The 16,783-nt window shown below is 61.9% G+C and carries 15 protein-coding genes and 1 pseudogene; 7 read left to right on the top strand and 9 right to left on the bottom strand.

The window, feature by feature from the left end; genetic code table 11:
• Positions 1 to 95 precede the first annotated feature (95 nt).
• Together ACSQ2Z_RS01265 and ACSQ2Z_RS01260 are read left to right on the top strand one after the other, a co-directional pair.
• Positions 96 to 1,010, top strand: coding sequence for a DUF1402 family protein (locus ACSQ2Z_RS01265; protein ID WP_436082932.1), 915 nt, complete (start codon positions 96 to 98; stop codon positions 1,008 to 1,010).
• A 72-nt stretch (positions 1,011 to 1,082) separates the two neighbouring features.
• On the top strand, positions 1,083 to 2,477 hold the full coding sequence (locus ACSQ2Z_RS01260) for a cytochrome P450 (protein WP_436079537.1): 1,395 nt from the start codon (positions 1,083 to 1,085) through the stop codon (positions 2,475 to 2,477).
• On the opposite strand, the gene ACSQ2Z_RS01255 is transcribed toward ACSQ2Z_RS01260, so the two are convergent.
• Positions 2,440 to 3,057, bottom strand: coding sequence for a hypothetical protein (locus tag ACSQ2Z_RS01255; protein ID WP_436079536.1), 618 nt, complete (start codon positions 3,055 to 3,057; stop codon positions 2,440 to 2,442). The two genes, ACSQ2Z_RS01260 and ACSQ2Z_RS01255, sit on opposite strands and share 38 nt — an antisense overlap.
• Positions 3,058 to 3,198: 141 nt before the next feature.
• Here ACSQ2Z_RS01255 and ACSQ2Z_RS01250 point away from each other — a divergent pair, with 141 nt between their 5' ends.
• The 4 genes and pseudogenes from ACSQ2Z_RS01250 to ACSQ2Z_RS01235 all read left to right on the top strand — a co-directional run.
• On the top strand, positions 3,199 to 5,199 hold the full coding sequence (locus tag ACSQ2Z_RS01250; protein WP_436079535.1) for a hydantoinase/oxoprolinase N-terminal domain-containing protein: 2,001 nt from the start codon (positions 3,199 to 3,201) through the stop codon (positions 5,197 to 5,199).
• Positions 5,200 to 5,308: 109 nt separating this feature from the next.
• Complete coding sequence (locus ACSQ2Z_RS01245; protein WP_436079534.1) at positions 5,309 to 7,477, top strand: malate synthase G; 2,169 nt, start codon at positions 5,309 to 5,311, stop codon at positions 7,475 to 7,477.
• 135 nt (positions 7,478 to 7,612) lie between these two features.
• Positions 7,613 to 8,347, top strand: coding sequence for an SDR family oxidoreductase (locus tag ACSQ2Z_RS01240; protein WP_436079533.1), 735 nt, complete (start codon positions 7,613 to 7,615; stop codon positions 8,345 to 8,347).
• 1 nt (position 8,348) lies between these two features.
• Positions 8,349 to 8,603: pseudogene (locus ACSQ2Z_RS01235) on the top strand (Atu4866 domain-containing protein); the annotation flags it as partial.
• A 30-nt stretch (positions 8,604 to 8,633) separates the two neighbouring features.
• Here the strand turns inward: ACSQ2Z_RS01235 and ACSQ2Z_RS01230 are convergent.
• Entirely contained in the window at positions 8,634 to 9,539 is a 906-nt protein-coding gene (locus ACSQ2Z_RS01230; RefSeq protein ID WP_436079532.1) for an AraC family transcriptional regulator N-terminal domain-containing protein, read from the bottom strand.
• Between the two features lie 148 nt (positions 9,540 to 9,687).
• Positions 9,688 to 10,350 (bottom strand): L,D-transpeptidase, encoded by a 663-nt coding sequence (locus ACSQ2Z_RS01225; protein ID WP_436079531.1) that lies wholly within the window; start codon positions 10,348 to 10,350, stop codon positions 9,688 to 9,690.
• A gap of 181 nt (positions 10,351 to 10,531) precedes the next feature.
• Here ACSQ2Z_RS01225 and ACSQ2Z_RS01220 point away from each other — a divergent pair, with 181 nt between their 5' ends.
• Positions 10,532 to 11,065: an MmcB family DNA repair protein gene (locus tag ACSQ2Z_RS01220; protein WP_436079530.1), complete on the top strand. Its 534-nt coding sequence runs from the start codon at positions 10,532 to 10,534 to the stop codon at positions 11,063 to 11,065.
• An 11-nt stretch (positions 11,066 to 11,076) separates the two neighbouring features.
• Here the strand turns inward: ACSQ2Z_RS01220 and ACSQ2Z_RS01215 are convergent, their stop codons facing one another.
• The 6 genes from ACSQ2Z_RS01215 to ACSQ2Z_RS01190 form a co-directional block, all read right to left on the bottom strand.
• Positions 11,077 to 11,670 carry an ActR/PrrA/RegA family redox response regulator transcription factor gene (locus ACSQ2Z_RS01215; protein WP_436079529.1) on the bottom strand — a complete coding sequence of 198 codons (594 nt, stop codon included), beginning with the start codon at positions 11,668 to 11,670 and terminating at the stop codon, positions 11,077 to 11,079.
• An 80-nt stretch (positions 11,671 to 11,750) separates the two neighbouring features.
• Positions 11,751 to 13,055, bottom strand: a complete 1,305-nt coding sequence (locus ACSQ2Z_RS01210; protein WP_436079528.1) for an ActS/PrrB/RegB family redox-sensitive histidine kinase — start codon at positions 13,053 to 13,055, stop codon at positions 11,751 to 11,753.
• Between the two features lie 30 nt (positions 13,056 to 13,085).
• Positions 13,086 to 15,554: an ATP-dependent helicase HrpB gene (gene hrpB / locus ACSQ2Z_RS01205; protein WP_436079527.1), complete on the bottom strand. Its 2,469-nt coding sequence runs from the start codon at positions 15,552 to 15,554 to the stop codon at positions 13,086 to 13,088.
• Entirely contained in the window at positions 15,551 to 16,216 is a 666-nt protein-coding gene (locus ACSQ2Z_RS01200; RefSeq protein ID WP_436079526.1) for an ATP-binding cassette domain-containing protein, read from the bottom strand. The genes hrpB and ACSQ2Z_RS01200 overlap by 4 nt, the downstream gene beginning before the upstream one ends.
• A gap of 97 nt (positions 16,217 to 16,313) precedes the next feature.
• Positions 16,314 to 16,463, bottom strand: a complete 150-nt coding sequence (locus ACSQ2Z_RS01195) for a hypothetical protein (protein WP_436079525.1) — start codon at positions 16,461 to 16,463, stop codon at positions 16,314 to 16,316.
• Positions 16,460 to 16,714 carry a hypothetical protein gene (locus ACSQ2Z_RS01190; protein WP_436079524.1) on the bottom strand — a complete coding sequence of 85 codons (255 nt, stop codon included), beginning with the start codon at positions 16,712 to 16,714 and terminating at the stop codon, positions 16,460 to 16,462. Before ACSQ2Z_RS01190 ends, ACSQ2Z_RS01195 begins: the two co-directional genes overlap by 4 nt.
• Positions 16,715 to 16,783 lie beyond the last annotated feature (69 nt).

Here is a 16,783-nt window from a genome sequence, read left to right as displayed (position 1 = left end):
TTTGCCGCATGCGTCCCCGCGCATCAAAACCAGTCTTGCCAGGTCACAGGAAACCGTTCGTGCGCACCATCGTTCATATGCTTGTTCTTGCGGGAATGATTCTCGCTACCGGTCCCGCTCTTGGCGGCGGATTGCGTATCGTGCCCGAAGGCAACCGGTATCAGGAGCAGCCGAACGTCCCTGGTGCTTCCGTAAGGCGGACCAAGGCGGGCAAGACATCCTTCGATGCCAAATACGAGAAAGTACGCCATCTTCTCGCCAATGACGGCGAACTGATCGGCAAGATCAAATCGACCGCGCGCGCCTATGGCATCGATCCGATCCATATGATCGGCGCGATCGTCGGCGAGCATACCTACAATGTCGATGCCTATGACCGGCTGCAGTCCTATTACGTCAAGGCGGCTGCCTATGCCGGCGACAGTTTCCGCTTCGGTTATGAGGGCGAGGGTGTCGCCCAATTCGTGTCGCGGCCGGAATTTGCCAAATGCGAGGGCAAGAAGAGCTCCTATGCGCTGTGGAGTTGCCGCGAAAGCGTTTGGGACAGCCAATTCCGCGGCAATGCGGTCGGCGGAACCTCCTATCCGGACAATCGCTTCAGCGCCGTCTTCTTCCAGCCGTTTTTTGCTGGCCAGACGTTCGGGCTTGGCCAGATCAATCCGCTGACGGCCCTGATGCTGACCGACATGGTGTCACGCGTTTCCGGCTATGACCGGCTGGATGAAAAAGACGCCTCCGGCGTTTACGCGGCGATCATGGATCCCGATCAGTCGCTTGCCTACATGGCGGCCTCCATCCGTCATTCGATCGACGCCTACAAGTCAATCGCCGGCATGGATATCTCCGGCAACCCGGGTATCACCGCGACCCTCTACAATGTTGGCAATCCCGACCAGCGCGCCGCAGCGCTTGCCGCCAGGAACCTGGGCGGCGAGGTGCAGTGGCCCGAGGAAAATTATTATGGCTGGCTGGTCAACGACAAGCTGGCGGAATTGAGGGCACTGCTCTAATTTTACTCAAATCGCCACAGCTTCATACGAGGCTTGGCGGTTGGAACCGCCAACGCTGGCGGCATGTGGACCATGGATATGAGACCCGAACCATTCGAGCCGCCGGCGCCGATCCCGCGCACGGTGCCGCCGTCGCGTCTCCAAATCATCCGCACGGTGATGCGCAATCCGCTGGAGTTGTGGGGCGAGCCTTCCTATACACTGCCCTGGATCGACACGAAATTCATCAATCAGCGGACCTTGATCGTCAACGACCCGAATCTGATCCGCCATGTCCTCGTCGAGAACGCCTCGAACTACGAAATGTCCAAGGTCCGCCGTCTCATTCTGCGGCCGATCTTGCGTGACGGGTTGCTGACGGCCGAGGGCGAGGTGTGGCGACGGTCGCGCAAGGCGATGGCCCCGGTGTTCACGCCGCGCCATGCCGGGGGGTTCGCCAAGCAGATGCTGGCGAAGACCGAGGAATACGTGAATAAGTATCATGAGGTCGCCGCCACAGGATCGGTCGTCAATATCGCCAGCGACATGACCGAACTCACCTATGAGATCCTCTCCGAGACGCTGTTTTCCGGGGAGATCGCAACGGAAACCGAGGGGTTTGCCGACAGTGTGGAACGGCTGCTGCATCGCATGGGCCGTGTCGATCCCATGGACCTTCTGCTTGCGCCACCCTGGGTGCCGCGGCTGACGCGCCTCGGTGGCGCCAAGGTGATGGCCGAGTTCCGCGGCATCGTCGCGAAAACCATGGACCGCCGGCGGCAGCTGATACGCTCCAATCCGGCATCGGCGCCGCCAGACTTTCTGACGCTGCTCCTGCAACTGGAACGGCCGGACGGGCTTTCGACTGATGAGATATCCGACAATATCCTGACCTTCATCGGCGCCGGGCACGAAACGACCGCACGGGCGCTTGCCTGGACGCTCTATTGCGTCGCCAATTCCCCGCATGTGCGCGAGAATATGGAGAGGGAGATCGATAGCGTGTTGTCCGGCGGCGCCGAACCTGTCGATTGGCTCGATCTGATGCCGCATGTGCGCGCTGCCTTCGAAGAGGGGATGCGGCTCTATCCCCCGGCGCCCTCCATCAATCGTGCGGCGATCAAGGCCGATTCATGGACCTCGCCCGATGGCGAGAGGGTGGATATCCCCAAGGGCATTTCGGTCCTGATCATGCCCTGGACGCTGCATCGTCATGTGCTCTACTGGGAAAAACCGCGCGCCTTCATGCCGGAACGCTTCCTGCCGGAAAACCGCGACAAGCTGCATCGCTTTCAGTATCTGCCGTTCGGGGCAGGCCCGCGCACCTGTATCGGTGCCACCTTCGCGCTGCAGGAAGCGGTGATCGCGCTTGGTGTGATGATGCAGCGTTTCCGGTTCGACATGACGCCCGAAACCAGGCCTTGGCCCGTGCAGCGGCTGACGACGCAGCCTAGGGGCGGGCTGCCGTTGAGGGTGTCGGCTCGGTAAACGTCTTGCCCGGCGTTTCGGATTGCATGGCGCGGATCGGCGAATCGGCCGGCACGGGCTCCTGCAGCTGTTTCTTCGGCTTCTTGATTGTCTTGATCTGCGCGCAGGTCGAATCGCCAACGCCCTCGCAAGGTTTGTAGACGACAATTTCGCTGCCTGCGCCATCGTCCCAGACGGCCTGGATGGTCAGTGTTTTCGCTTCTCCGGCCGGCAGCGAGATGTAGACATACTCGTTGGTATTGTCCTCGGGCAGGTTGAACGGGATCTGTGGATTGCATTTTCCGAGCGGGAAGCGCTTGTCCAGCGCGTCCGAATTGACCGAGTAGCGGATTTCCGAAAGCCGGCAATGCATGGTCTGCAGCGTAGTGAAATAGATCAGTTGCTTGTCGTCGTAACTGCGAAACTGGATCCAGCCGGTCGTTTTGTTGGCGTCGAGCATCGCCTTGTAGATCGAGACGTCGGGAAGAACCGGCTTATACTCCTCCTCGTCCTCGCCATCCTGGGCGTAAACGGGGCCGGAAAGGGCGGGGCAACCCGCAAGCGCGAGCGTCAGAAAGAGCATGCGTGAGAGACGGGTCATGCGAGATCCTCTTGCGTCGCGGTGTCGCTGCGTTGAAATATTGACGTCGGGGCGGCGATGGCCTTTCGCTGAAAGATGTCATATCACCTCGCTGATAGGCTTTGAAGCCGGGTTACCGGCACTGCGTGAATGGACGTTGCTGTGACTGATCATCTTCTCCTCGGTATCGACACCGGCGGAACCTATACCGATGCGGTTCTCTTCAGCGAGACAACAGGCGTCGTCGCCAAGGCAAAGGCGCTGACCACCCGTCACGACCTTTCCGCCGGCATTGCCGGCGCCGTCGAGGCGGTACTGGAGCAGGCAAAGGTTCCCACGTCCGCCATCGGCCTCGTTTCGCTGTCGACAACGCTTGCCACCAATGCGCTGGTCGAAGGCCAGGGCGGGCGCGCCGGTCTCGTCATGATCGGCTTTTCGCGGGACGACCTGAAGCGTGACGGACTGCAGGAGGCTCTCGGGTCAGATCCGGTGATCTTCCTGCCGGGCGGCCACAATGTGCATGGCGGCGAAACGCTGCTCGACATGACGGCTCTGGACGAGGCGCTGCCGCAGCTGTCGAGAGAGGTTTCGTCCTTTGCCATTGCCGGCTACTTCGCCGTGCGGAATCCGGCTCACGAGCAGCGGGTGCGTGATCGGATCCGCGAAGCCTCGCATCTGCCGGTCACCTGCAGCCACGAACTGTCTTCCAAGTTGGGCGGTCCGCGCCGAGCCTTGACGACGCTGCTCAATGCCCGCCTGGTCTCGATGATCGACCGGCTGATCGGCGCCTGCGAAGGTTTTTTGCAACAGCGTGGCATCGATGTGCCGATGATGGTGGTACGCGGCGACGGCGCGTTGATTTCCGCTGCCGAAGCGCGGTTGCGGCCGATCGAGACTATTCTCTCCGGCCCCGCCGCAAGCCTGGTTGGCGCGCGGCACCTGACCGGTCTCGATAATGCCGTCGTTTCTGATATCGGCGGCACGACGACGGATGTGGCGGTGCTCGACCAAGGACGCCCGCGCCTCGATGGCGAAGGCGCCGTCGTCGGTGGGTTCCGCACCATGGTCGAGGCGGTTGCCATGCGCACCTTCGGGCTTGGCGGCGATTCGGAAGTGCGCATCAACGATCGCGGCCTCAAGGCGACGATCGATCTTGGTCCACGCCGATTCCTGCCTCTGAGCCTCGCGGCTACCCAGCATGCGGATGCGGTGATTTCCGTGCTCGAACGGCAGCTGCGCACGGCCCATGTCGGCCGCCACGACGGCCGTTTTGCGGTCCGCACAGGCCTTCCGGACCATATGGCGAGCGGCCTCCACCTGCAGGAACAGGCCTTGTATGAGCGGATCGGCGCTGTCCCGGTGTCGCTGGAGCATCTTTTGACGAGCACGCCGCAGAAGGCGACGCTGGACCGGTTGGTGGCTCGCGGCCTCGTGCATATCTGTGGTCTGACACCGTCCGATGCCATGCATGTGCTTGGCCGCCAGGGGCAGTGGAATGCGACAGCCGCCCGGCTGGGCGCCGGGCTTGCCGCGCGCGCCAAGGACGGATCCGGCAAGCCGATTGCCGCCTCGGCAGAGGAACTGTCGGAGATGATCGTCGCGCGGCTGACGCGTCAGTCCGCCGAGGCCATTCTTTCTTCCTGCCTGGCGGAAGACGGTGCGGCGATCGATCCGGCGGTATCGTTGGCGGTTGACCGGGCACTGAAGCGCGAGCGTGGCATTGTCGGCTTTTCTCTTTCTCTCGACCGGCCGCTGGTCGGGCTCGGCGCGTCCGCGCCGGTCTATTATCCGGCTATCGCCGATATGCTCCGTGCAGAGTCGTGCATTCCGGAAGAAGCGGGTGTCGCCAATGCGGTCGGCGCAGTCGTCGGCCAGGTGCGGGCTTCGGTGACCGTCTTTGTCACGACGCCGGAAGAGGGTATCTTCATCGTCAACGGTGCCGGGCCGAGCAGCCGTTTCCTTGACGAGGGTCAGGCCTTTGCATCGGCGCGCGAGCGGGCGGAAACGGCGGCCCTTGCCACGGCGCGGGCGAACGGTGCGGATGAGCCGGCGGTGACGATGCGCGAGGATATCGATGCGCCGGAGATCGAGGGCAGCCGCAAGCTCATCGAGGCACGGTTTACGGTCGTCGCGAGTGGTCGGCCGAGTGTTGCGCATGATTGATTTGTTCGATTTCGGAAATAATTCTTCGTATTTTCGCTGGATTGACAGGGAATGAAACAGTGAGAGACTGCAGACTCTCATATTTGAGCGTTATTTCAGGGAGTTGCCGATGGGTCGGATTGAAAAGAATGGGCTGAAAATCGACGCAGGCCTGCACGATTTCCTGGTGAACGAGGCCCTGCCGGGTACCGGCATCGGCGCCGATCGGTTCTTCTCGGCTTTCTCCGAGATCGTTCACGATCTGGCGCCGAAAAACCGCGCCCTTTTGGCCAAACGCGACGCACTGCAGGAGACGCTCGACAATTGGTACCGCCAGAACGGCGCGCCCGTCGATATGGCTGCCTATGAAGGCTTTCTGAAGGAGATCGGTTATCTGCTGCCGGAAGGACCGGATTTCTCCGTCTCCACCAGCAATGTCGATCCGGAAATCGCCACGATCGCCGGACCGCAGCTCGTCGTTCCCGTGATGAACGCACGCTATGCCCTGAACGCCGCCAATGCCCGCTGGGGCTCGCTGTATGACGCGCTCTACGGTACCGACGCCATCAGCGAAGACGGCGGCGCTGAAAAGGGCAAGGGCTATAATCCGGTTCGCGGCCAGAAGGTTATTGTCTGGTCGCGTGGCTTCCTCGATGCCAGCGCGCCGCTTGCTACGGGAAGCTGGAGCGATATCACCGGATTTGCGGTTACCGGCTCAAGCCTGACGATTTCGACGGCCGCCGGTGCGACGATGCTCGCCGATGCGGCGCAGTTTGCCGGCTCCCGCGGCGATGCGGCATCGCCATCTCATCTGCTCCTGAAAAAGAACAACCTGCATATCGAGATCGTCATCGATGCCTCGACGGCGACAGGCAAGGACGATCCAGCGCATATTTCCGACGTCGTCCTCGAATCGGCGATCACCGCGATCATGGATTGCGAGGATTCCGTTGCCGCTGTCGATGCGGAAGACAAGGTCGTCGCTTATCGCAACTGGCTCGGCCTGATGAAGGGCGATCTTCAGGAGGACGTCACCAAGGGGGCTAAGACCTTTACACGCAAGCTCAACCCGGATTTTAGCTTCACCGCGCCGGATGGATCGAAGATTTCGCTGAAAGGCCGCGCCTTGATGCTGGTGCGCAATGTTGGGCACCTGATGACCAATCCGGCCATTTTCGATCGCGACGGCAACGAGGTTCCGGAAGGCATTATGGACGCCATGATCACTGGCCTGATTGCCTTGCACGACATCGGCCCAAACGGCGGCCGGATGAATTCGCGCGAAGGCTCGATCTATGTCGTCAAGCCGAAAATGCATGGTCCGGAGGAGGTAGCCTTTGCCTCGGAAATCTTCGGTCGCGTCGAAGAGGCGCTCGGCATGGCGCCCAACACGATGAAGATGGGCATCATGGACGAGGAGCGCCGCACCACCATCAATCTGAAGGAGTGCATTCGAGCTGCGAGGGACCGCGTCGTCTTCATCAATACCGGCTTCCTCGACCGGACCGGCGATGAGATACATACCTCGATGGAAGCCGGCCCGATGATCCGCAAGGGCGACATGAAGCAGGCGGCCTGGATCGCGGCCTATGAGAACTGGAATGTCGATATCGGGCTGGAATGCGGCCTGTCCGGCCACGCACAGATCGGCAAGGGCATGTGGGCGATGCCCGACCTGATGGCGGCGATGCTGGAGCAGAAGATCGGCCATCCGATGGCGGGCGCCAACACGGCCTGGGTTCCCTCGCCGACGGCCGCGACGCTGCACGCAACCCACTATCACAAGGTCGATGTCGCCGAGGTGCAGGCCGGCCTGAAGAGTCGCCCCCGGGCAAAGCTCAGCGATATTCTGTCTGTTCCCGTCGCGCCGCGTCCCAACTGGACGCCGGAGGAAATCCAGCGCGAACTCGACAACAATGCGCAAGGGATTCTCGGCTACGTCGTCCGCTGGATCGACCAGGGCGTCGGTTGCTCCAAGGTTCCCGACATCAACAATATCGGCCTGATGGAAGACCGTGCAACCTTGCGGATTTCCGCCCAGCATATGGCCAACTGGCTGCACCATGGCATCGTCACCGAGGCGCAGATCGTCGAGACGATGAAGCGCATGGCGGCGGTCGTCGATGGCCAGAATGCCGGTGATCCGGCCTACACGCCGATGGCCGGCAATTTCGGCGGTTCCATTGCCTTCCAAGCAGCGCTCGAGCTTGTGCTGAAGGGGCGCGAACAGCCGAACGGCTACACCGAACCTGTCCTGCACCGCCGCCGGCTGGAGCTGAAGGCAAGCCGGCCGACTTGAACTGCCGCATTTCGATGATCGCTCCGGAGGATCAGGCAAGACTCTCGGAGGGATGATCTACCGCTGAAAAGGTGTTCTGCATCATTGTTCTTTCAGCGGCGGGGCGTTCCCGCCGCAATAGAAAGGGACAATGAAATGTCAGCTATTACCGGAAAAGTGATCGCCATTACCGGCGCCAGCAGCGGTATCGGCGAGGCGACGGCGCGACACCTTGCGGGGGAAGGCGCCCGCGTCGTGCTTGGCGCCCGCCGCATCGATAGGCTGGAAACCTTGGTCGATGCTATAAGAGCCAAAGGCGGAACGGGTTTTTGCCGCGCACTCGACGTTACCGATCGAGCCGATATGGAGACCTTTGCCCGCGAGGCCGTCCGCGAGTATGGCCGCCTGGATGTCTTCATCAACAACGCCGGCGTCATGCCGCTGTCGCCGCTCGACGCACTGAAAGTCGAGGAGTGGGACCGGATGATCGACGTCAACATCCGCGGCGTTCTTCACGGCATAGCCGCAAGTCTGCCGATTATGAAGTTTCAAGGAACTGGCCAGATCATCAACCTGTCGTCGATCGGCGGTCACGCGGTCTCGCCGACAGCTGCGGTCTATTGCGCGACGAAATTCGCGGTTGGCGCTATTTCCGAAGGGCTGCGCCAGGAGAACGACGGGATTCGCGTGACCGTTATTTCCCCTGGCGTGACCGAATCGGAATTGGCCGAAACCATCTCCGACGAGACGGCACGTGAGACGATGCAAGGTTTCCGCAGGATAGCCATTCCGGCAGCAGCCATCGCCCGCGCCATCGGCTATGCCGTCGCCCAACCGGACGATGTGGATGTCAGCGAACTGATCGTTCGCCCGACGGCAAGCCCATATTGAGGAGGTGGCGATGACGACGGCAGATCATCCCTATGTCGGCATGTGGGTCACAGCGGACGGCTATATCCGCCATGAGCTGTTGCCGGAAGGCCGCTATGACGAGGCCAGAGGAAAGCGCAGGAGCGCTTACAGTGGACGGTACATCGTGACCGGCACGCATATCGACTATGTTGACGACACGGGCTTCACCGCCGATGGCGATTTCATCGACGGCGTTCTCCACCACGCCGGCATGGTGCTGCGCCGCGAGAAATAGACAGGCGTTTGGGGGCGCTTTCGGGTGCCCTCACGCCTGCAGCAGATAGTCGGGCGACGCCTTCAAGCGGGCGATGTCGCGTAACGGCGGCGCGCCGAACAGGCGCGCATATTCCCGTGAAAACTGCGACGGACTTTCGTAGCCGACCGTATGGGCAGCGGTTGCCGCGTCAAGCGACTGGCCAAGGATCAGCCGCCGCGCTTCCTGCAGCCGAAGCTGCTTCTGGTACTGCAGAGGGCTCATGGCCGTGATGTCCTTGAAATGCTGATGGAAGGACGATGCGCTCATGCGGGCCTGTTCAGCCATGTCCTCGATCCTCAGCGGTTTGTCGAAATTGCGCCGGATCCAGCCGATCGCGGCATTGACCTGCCGCAACCGGCTTTCTCCATGGGCAATCTGGCGCAATTGTCCGCCTTGCGGACTGACCAGCACGCGATAGAGAAGCTCGCGTTCGATCAGCGGCGAAAGCATTGCGATGTCACGCGGACTATCCAACAGGCGCACGAGCCGCGTGGCGGTCTCGATCAGATCCGGCGTTGCGTCGTTGAGAAAAAGTCCGCTGGATGTGGGAGCTGTTTCCTCGTTTTCCGTCTGCGCGGCGGCAATCAGGATTTCGCTGAGCAGAAAGGGATCGAGGTCGATTCGAAAACAGAGATAGGGCTTTTCCGCCGTCGCGGTAACAATCTGGCCGACCAGGGGCAGATCGACGGAAACCGTCAGATAGCGGCTGCGATCATATCGATAGATGCGATCCGCAAGCATGACCTGTTTTTCACCCTGGGCGACGACGCAGACCGCCGGCGCATGCAGGACATGCAGGGGTGTCGTGGTATGCGAGGCGCGAATGAGAAAGACCCGCGGAATCGCGGTCGGATTCACACCGTCCTGATGCGTATGCTTGTCCATCAGTGCCGCGAGATTTTCGATATCGTACAAGAGCAAGCCTCCGCGAAGCGCTGCAGGCAGATATCGGAAAGGGGAAGCCTGGCGTCAAGGCGGGAGCTTCGCGCAGATTGGCGACCGCAAAAACGAAATCCCCGGACGGGCCGGGGATTTGACGTATCTGCGATGTTCGAGCCAGCGGTTACTGCTGGACGATGACGCGGGTGTTCTTGCCCGGACGGACGCGAGCATAGAGATCGATGATGTCCTGGTTGATCATCCGGATGCAGCCTGACGACGCGGCAGTGCCGATCGAAGACCATTCCGGCGAGCCGTGGATGCGGAAGAGCGTATCCTTGCCTTCGTCGTTGAACAGGTACATTGCGCGTGCGCCGAGCGGATTGCGCAGGCCCGGGCCCATGCCGTCCTCGACATATTGTGCCACTTCCGGTTTGCGCTCGGCCATTTCCTTCGGCGGATGCCAGGTCGGCCATTCCTGTTTCCAGGCGACGTAGGCGCGGCCTTCCCATGCGAAGCCAGCCTTGCCGACGCCGATGCCATAGCGAACGGCCTTGCGGCCGGGCAGCACGAAATAGAGGAAACGGTTCGGCGTGTTGACGATGATCGTGCCGGGCTTCTCAGCCGTCGTATAGTCGACGATCTGGCGGTGGAAGCGCTCATTGACCTTGTTGATCGGGATCGCCGGCAGGGCGTAGCCGTGATCCTCGACCGGACCGTAGCCATTGGAGAAAATCTGGTTGGTCGCGACTTTTTCACCGATCGGAGAGATCGGTGCGGTGGAGCAACTGGCCAAAGCGAGGGTGGCCGCGAGGCTGCACAGCAGAACTGCATTGCGGAAGCGCATGGGTGTCTCTTAAAATGAAGTTAAGAATATCTGGGTCGGCTAGACCATCAGCGATTATGGTTTATTTTCGATTAACATCTCGATTGCAAGTGAATGCGATGCAACATTTCTGTCGGATGTTTCAAAAACTCCACGGAGTGCTTTTTTGCAACAAAAGCGGCCTTGTGCCAGAGTTTAATGCATGGCGATTCTCTCTATCCACAACGATAGCCCTCTGATCGACGGGCGGCAGTCGCAACGCGCGCTGATGGTGCGCCGCGGCGTGCAGCGATTCTTGCATGAAATGCGTCATGCGGTGCTGCCGGAGCTAACGCTTGCGAGCGGAAGGCGGGCGGATCTGATCTCCATCTCGCCAAAGGGCGATATCTGGATTGTCGAGATCAAGACCTCGATCGAGGATTTCAAGGTCGACCGGAAATGGCCCGATTACCGGATGCATTCGGATCGGCTTTACTTCGCCACCCATAGCGGCGTGCCTCTCGATATCTTTCCGGAAGAATGCGGGTTGCTCCTGTCGGACGGCTATGATGCGGAGATGATCCGCGACGCGCCGGAGCACAGGCTTGCGGCTCCGACGCGAAAGTCGGTATCGCTCAATTTCGCGAGGGCCGCGGCGCAGCGGCTGATGCTGGCGGAATGGTCGGCAGATCGGGCGGGCGATACCAGCCCGAACATGCGCGAGATCGTCTCAGGCTCGCTGGATAGCGAGACGTAAGACGGCGCCCTCTACTTGGGTGCGCGTTTCGCCAGGATCCGCTGCAGCGTCCGCCGGTGCATGTTCAGCCTCCGGGCGGTTTCGGAAACATTGCGCTCGCACATTTCATAGACCCGCTGGATATGCTCCCAGCGGACGCGGTCGGCCGACATGGGATTTTCCGGGGGCTCGGCGCGTTCGCCGGCTCTCTGCACCAATGCTGCGAAGATGTCGTCGGCGTCGGCTGGCTTGGCGAGATAGTCGACGGCGCCGAGCTTCACGGCGTTGACGGCGGTGGCGATGTTGCCATAGCCGGTCAGCATGATGATGCGGGTGTCATCGCGCTTGGCGCGGATCGCTTCGATCACGTCGAGACCGCTACCGTCGCCCAACCGCAGATCGACGACCGCGTGTTTCGGCGGACGGGTCTTCGCCTTGGCGATGCCTTCGGCAACGGATTCGGCGATATCGACGGAAAAGCCACGCGTCTCCATCGCGCGGGCAAGGCGGCGCAGGAAGGGGGCGTCGTCATCGACGATCAGCAGGGAGTTGTCGGCTCCGATCAACGAGGCATCCAGCTTGCCGTCACCCGGGGCGGCAGCCAGTTCGGTCGTTCTTTCCGTCATGTCGCTATCCTCGGCGCAGGGCTCAATTTTTTCTGCGCTCTATGTAAGTTCGCATATTCCCGCTTCAAAATGCCATAAAGTCATTTTGTCAGTTTCGTGTCCATCAGCATGCGTGGCCATTCGACGCTGACGCGCGCACCGGGCTTGTCCGGGCCGCCGTTTTCGAAAGTCAGTTTGGCGCCCGAGCGTTCCAGCAGCGTCTTGGCGATGAACAGGCCGAGGCCCAGTCCGCCGGCGCTGTCGTCCTTCTGGCGTTTGGTCACGTAGGGTTCGCCGATTCGGCTGAGAATGTCAGGCGCATAGCCGTCGCCATCATCCTCGATGGTGACCGAGACGATATCCGGCGTATGAGTGACTGTGACTGTTACTTCCTTCTTGGCGTAGTCGACGGCGTTTTCCAGAAGATTGCCGAGGCCGTAGAGAATGCCGGCATTGCGGTTGCCGACGGGCTCGGTGGCGCGATCGCCTCTTTCGAACAGGTTGATCTGGATGCCGAATTCACGGTGCGGTGCCATTACCTCCTCAATCAGCGACGAAAGCGGCAGATGCCGCATATGGGCTTCGTTCTCGGAAGACAAAGTCGTCAGCCGCCGCAGGATATCGCGGCAGCGTTCGCTCTGGCTGCGCAACAATTGCACGTCCTCGCCAAAACGGGGGTCGTCGCCGAGCTCGCGTTCCATCTCCTTGGCGACGACACTGATGGTAGCAAGCGGTGTTCCGAGTTCGTGCGCCGCCGCCGCTGCCAACCCGTCGAGCTGTGACAGGTGTTTTTCCCGCTGCAGTACCAGTTCCGTTGCTGTCAGCGCCTCGGAAAGTTCGCTCGCCTCCAGCGAGACGCGGTAAGTATAGAAAGCCGCAAAGGCCGTGGTCGAAACGATGGCGAACCAGAAACCCGCCGTCAGGATCGTCGGCACCAGAAGCACGACGCCCGGATACCATGGCAGCGGATAGGGTGTGAACGCCAGTGCTGTGATCCCGAGAATTGCGAGGATCGCAAGGGCGACGCTGTGCCATTTGGGTTGCGAGGCGGAGGAAATGATCACCGGCACGCAGACAAGCGGCGCAAAAGGATTGGCGAGGCCGCCAGTGATGAAGAGAAGCGCTGTCAATTGCGCCAGGTCGATGCCGAGCAGGGCAAAGGCGGCCGGCGGCTGCAACCGGTGCGTCGGCGGGTAGCGGATCGTCAGATAGGCATTGACCCAGGCAAGAAAGGCGATGAGCGAGGAACAGGCAATCAGCGGCAAGGGAAATTGCAGCCAGAACGCGGTGATGATCACCGCGATCGATTGCCCGCCGACTGCCAGCCAGCGCAGACGAACGATCGTCTGCAGGCGCAGCACCCGGCTTGTGGTCGGTTCATCACTTTCGATTGCTGCCACGGTCATCCGGTTTCCTGTCGTCAAGGTCACTGCGCTTCATGTACCACGTGGTTTTGCCCGTGTCGTTGGCAGCGCGTTTGCCGGATCCTCCGGCCAGGGGTGTTTCGGATAGCGGCCGCGCATGTCGGCACGGACATCCTTCCAGGACCCGGACCAGAATCCCGGCAGATCGCGCGTGGTCTGCATTGGTTTGTGACCGGGCGAGATCAGCTCCAGAAGCAATGGCCTCCGCCCGCCACCGATCGACGGATGGGTTTTCAATCCGAAGAGTTCCTGCACGCGGATGGACAGAACCGGTTCGTCGCCGTCATAGCGAATCGGATGGCGCTGTCCGGTCGGTGCCTCGAAATGGGTTGGCGCAAGGCGTGCCAGATCGCGGGCAACCGCGTGCGGCACCAGTGACTGCAACCCTTCGGAAAGGCTGGCGGCGCTGATGTCGTCAAGGCCCCGCGTCTCACCCTGAAAGGGCACGAACCATTCCTCCAGCCGTGCAAGCAGCCTCTCGTCCGACATGTCCGGCCAGGGCTCGCCGATGGTGCGATGCAGGAAACCGATGCGGTCCCGTAATTGCATTGCTTCCTTGGAGAAAGGCAGTACCGCAAGACCGAGTTGCCGGACGCCTTGAGCCAGCGCCCGCGCGGCCGTTTCGCCCTCCGGCCGAGGTAACGGCGTCTCCTCGAAAATGATGGCGCCCAGTCGCGTCACGCGCCTTGCACGGACCTGCCTGCTCGGACGGTCGAAGAAGGTCTGGTCCTCGCGAACGATCGCCTGCGGCATGTGTGCTTCGACATCCGCGCGGGAAATTTCGGCTGCGGCAAGAATGCGCTGACCGCCGGCGCGCCCGGTGAGGTCGGCAATAACCAGCATCGAAGCGCCGGCCAGCCGCTCGGTCTCCGGCTGTTCCGCGCCGCGGCCATTGGCCATGACGAAACGGCCGCGCCCTCCGCGCTGCAAGGCGATCCGGTCCGGAAAGGCATGCATAAGCAGGGTACCCGGCTGCACCGGATCATTCGTCCGGTTGTCGGTGCTCAAGCCCTTTGCCATCCGCCGCGCCAATCCGCGCGAGGCATCGGCACGATCGCCGCGCTCGGATTTGAAACGACGCAGCCGGTCTTCGAGATCAACACCATTTCCACCCAATCCCTGCTCGGTCAGAAGAACGGCCAGAAGACAGGCTTCATACGCCTGTCCCTCCTCCGCCGCCGAAACGGCCATGGCGGCCAGACGCGGCGGCAAGGCCAGCTGGCGGATCTGCTTTCCCCGCACCGTCAGCGCGCCAGTGCCATCGAGCGCGCCAAGTTGGATGAGCAGCGCTTTCGCCTCCTGCCATGTCGTGGCCGGCGGTGGGTCGAGAAAGGCCGGGCCAGCCGGATCGGTCACGCCCCAATGGGCAAGATCAAGCACGAGACCGGACAGGTCGCTTGAGAGAATTTGCGGCGGCGTGAAGGCCGAAAGTGCTGCCGTCTGGCCCTGATGCCAAAGACGGATGGCAATGCCCGGCTCCGTGCGTCCGGCGCGGCCCGCTCGCTGGTCGGCGGAAGCGCGCGAAACGCGAACAGTCTCCAGCCGGGTGATGCCGGTCGAAGCCTCGAAGGCCGGAAGCCGCTGAAGCCCGCTGTCGATGACGATACGAACCCCGTCGATGGTGATGGACGTTTCGGCGATCGAGGTGGCAAGCACGATCTTGCGCGTGCCCGCCGGTGCCGGGCGGATCGCCGCGTCCTGCTCCTTCTGGCTGAGATTGCCAAAAAGCGGCGTGACAACGGTGGTCGCGTCGAACCGCCCTTCCAGCCGCTCCGCCGTACGGGTGATTTCCGCCTGTCCCGGCAGGAAGGCCAGGATGGAACCCGTTTCCTGACGGTGAGTTTCGATGATCGTTCGCGTCACGGTATCTTCGACGCGTTCGGTGGATAGTCGTTCCTGATAGCGCACATCCACCGGAAAGCTGCGCCCCTGGCTTTCGATGACCGGGGCGCCGCCAAGAAGCCCGGCAACGCGCTCGACGTCCAGCGTTGCCGACATCACGATCAGCTTCAGATCGGCGCGCAGCGCCTGCTGCACGTCGAGCGCCAGCGCCAGACCCAAATCGGCATCCAGCGATCGCTCATGAAACTCGTCGAACAAGACGACCGAAACATCGGGCAGTTCCGGATCGTCGAGCAGCATGCGGGCAAAGACACCCTCGGTCACCACTTCGATGCGGGTCTTGGCCGATACCCGGCTGTCGAGCCGCATGCGGTAGCCTACCGTCTCGCCCACCGCTTCGCCGAGCAGGCTTGCCATCCGCCCGGCGGCAGCGCGCGCGGCAAGGCGCCGCGGCTCAAGCAGGATGATGCGTCCATCGCCGCGCCAGGATTGCTCCAGCAGGAAGAGCGGCACCAATGTCGTCTTGCCGGCACCCGGCGGGGCGGACAACACGACAGAGGGTGCCTGTGCCAGAGCCTGCCCAAGTTTCGGGAGGACAGCCTTCACGGGCAGGTCCGGCAGGGTGCTCGTGAGGCTCATCGATCGGTCTCCTCACCAATGGTGACAACCTGTCCTTCAGCCGCTTCCACATCCGTGCCGTCATGGGTAACGAGAATGATCGGCAGTCCCGCCGATTTCGCCCTGGAAAAAATCAGCGCACGCGTCTGTTCGCGAAGGGTCGTATCGAGTTTCGAAAAAGGCTCGTCGAGCAGCAGGTAGCGCGGCGCAGACAGCATGACGCGCTGCAGCGCCACCCGCGCCTTCCGCCCGCCCGAGAGCGTGGCGGGATCCCGGTCGAAGAAGCCGCCGAGTTCCACGTCGGCCAATGCCTGTTCCGCCATGCGCCTGCGCTGGTCGCGCTTTCTGATGGACGCTGCCAGGCCAAACAGAAGATTGCCGCCGACGGACAAATGGGGAAACAACAGCGGGTCCTGTAACAGCATGCCGGCCTGGCGTTTTTCAGCGGCAACGCCGGTAATGTCGCGGCCATCGATGACTATGCGGCCGCTGCCGGTGAAGACGGGATCGTGAAAGCCGCCGAGATCGGCAAGCATGGCCGATTTTCCGGAGCCGGACAGGCCCATGACAGTCAGGATATCGCCCGGGCGAACAGTGGCGGATAGGCAAAGCAGAGTGCGGCCAGCCAGACGGATGGAATTCTCATCGAGATAGAGGCTGTCCATCTTGCTGTCGGGTTTCATTCAAATCCTCATCGCGCGCCGGTCGCGGAATAGCAAGTGTGGCACAGGCGATGCAATGAGAAATCCGGCGAAGCGAACGATGGTCCGCAGGGCGGGCTTATATAGTCGCCCGTTCCGGCGAGACGAGGCGCAGGCTGATCAACGCGGCCCGCGCAAGATGCGGCTGCGCTGCGAGCGCCGCGATATGATCAAAGGTGAGATCGTCACCGACAAGCGCCGGCAGATAGCCGAAGGCCGGGCCGATCATGCCGGCAGGCCGGCCAGAACCGGCAGGCCAACGAGGGCAAGGATCGCGCACGGCACGATGAAACGGCGCTTCATGGCAGCCCCCTGATGTTGTGACCGGTTTTGGTGTCCTTCAGTCTGCCGCCCCATAGCGCTTGATCCATTCCGCCTCGGTTCGGTCAGTGCAGGACCGAACTGATCGGGCGGAAGTGTCGCTGCGCCAAGATCGAGCGCCGCAAACGTCGCCCTGTCTGCGTCGGAGAGCTTATCCATGGCCTGCACCGTCGGATCGCCCCAGATTTTCGGATCCTGCTTGCGTGCCTATGCTTCCGGTGACGGCAG

The organism is Pararhizobium sp. LjRoot235 (assembly GCF_964254145.1).
In the GTDB taxonomy this organism is placed as follows: Bacteria; Pseudomonadota; Alphaproteobacteria; order Rhizobiales; family Rhizobiaceae; genus Pararhizobium.
The sequence above is the reverse complement of the archived record's forward strand: the minus strand, read 5'-3'. Positions and strand labels throughout refer to the sequence as shown.

Coding starts and splice junctions, on each gene's coding strand:
- ACSQ2Z_RS01215 (WP_436079529.1), bottom strand. CDS start 11,670: ATGACGGAAAGAACGACCGAACTGGCTGCCGCCCCGGGTGACGGCAAG.
- ACSQ2Z_RS01200 (WP_436079526.1), bottom strand. CDS start 16,216: ATGAAACCCGACAGCAAGATGGACAGCCTCTATCTCGATGAGAATTCC.
- hrpB (WP_436079527.1), bottom strand. CDS start 15,554: ATGAGCCTCACGAGCACCCTGCCGGACCTGCCCGTGAAGGCTGTCCTC.
- ACSQ2Z_RS01195 (WP_436079525.1), bottom strand. CDS start 16,463: ATGATCGGCCCGGCCTTCGGCTATCTGCCGGCGCTTGTCGGTGACGAT.
- ACSQ2Z_RS01210 (WP_436079528.1), bottom strand. CDS start 13,055: ATGACCGTGGCAGCAATCGAAAGTGATGAACCGACCACAAGCCGGGTG.
- ACSQ2Z_RS01245 (WP_436079534.1), top strand. CDS start 5,309: ATGGGTCGGATTGAAAAGAATGGGCTGAAAATCGACGCAGGCCTGCAC.
- ACSQ2Z_RS01225 (WP_436079531.1), bottom strand. CDS start 10,350: ATGCGCTTCCGCAATGCAGTTCTGCTGTGCAGCCTCGCGGCCACCCTC.
- ACSQ2Z_RS01260 (WP_436079537.1), top strand. CDS start 1,083: ATGGATATGAGACCCGAACCATTCGAGCCGCCGGCGCCGATCCCGCGC.
- ACSQ2Z_RS01190 (WP_436079524.1), bottom strand. CDS start 16,714: ATGGATAAGCTCTCCGACGCAGACAGGGCGACGTTTGCGGCGCTCGAT.
- ACSQ2Z_RS01240 (WP_436079533.1), top strand. CDS start 7,613: ATGTCAGCTATTACCGGAAAAGTGATCGCCATTACCGGCGCCAGCAGC.
- ACSQ2Z_RS01220 (WP_436079530.1), top strand. CDS start 10,532: ATGGCGATTCTCTCTATCCACAACGATAGCCCTCTGATCGACGGGCGG.
- ACSQ2Z_RS01265 (WP_436082932.1), top strand. CDS start 96: ATGATTCTCGCTACCGGTCCCGCTCTTGGCGGCGGATTGCGTATCGTG.
- ACSQ2Z_RS01255 (WP_436079536.1), bottom strand. CDS start 3,057: ATGACCCGTCTCTCACGCATGCTCTTTCTGACGCTCGCGCTTGCGGGT.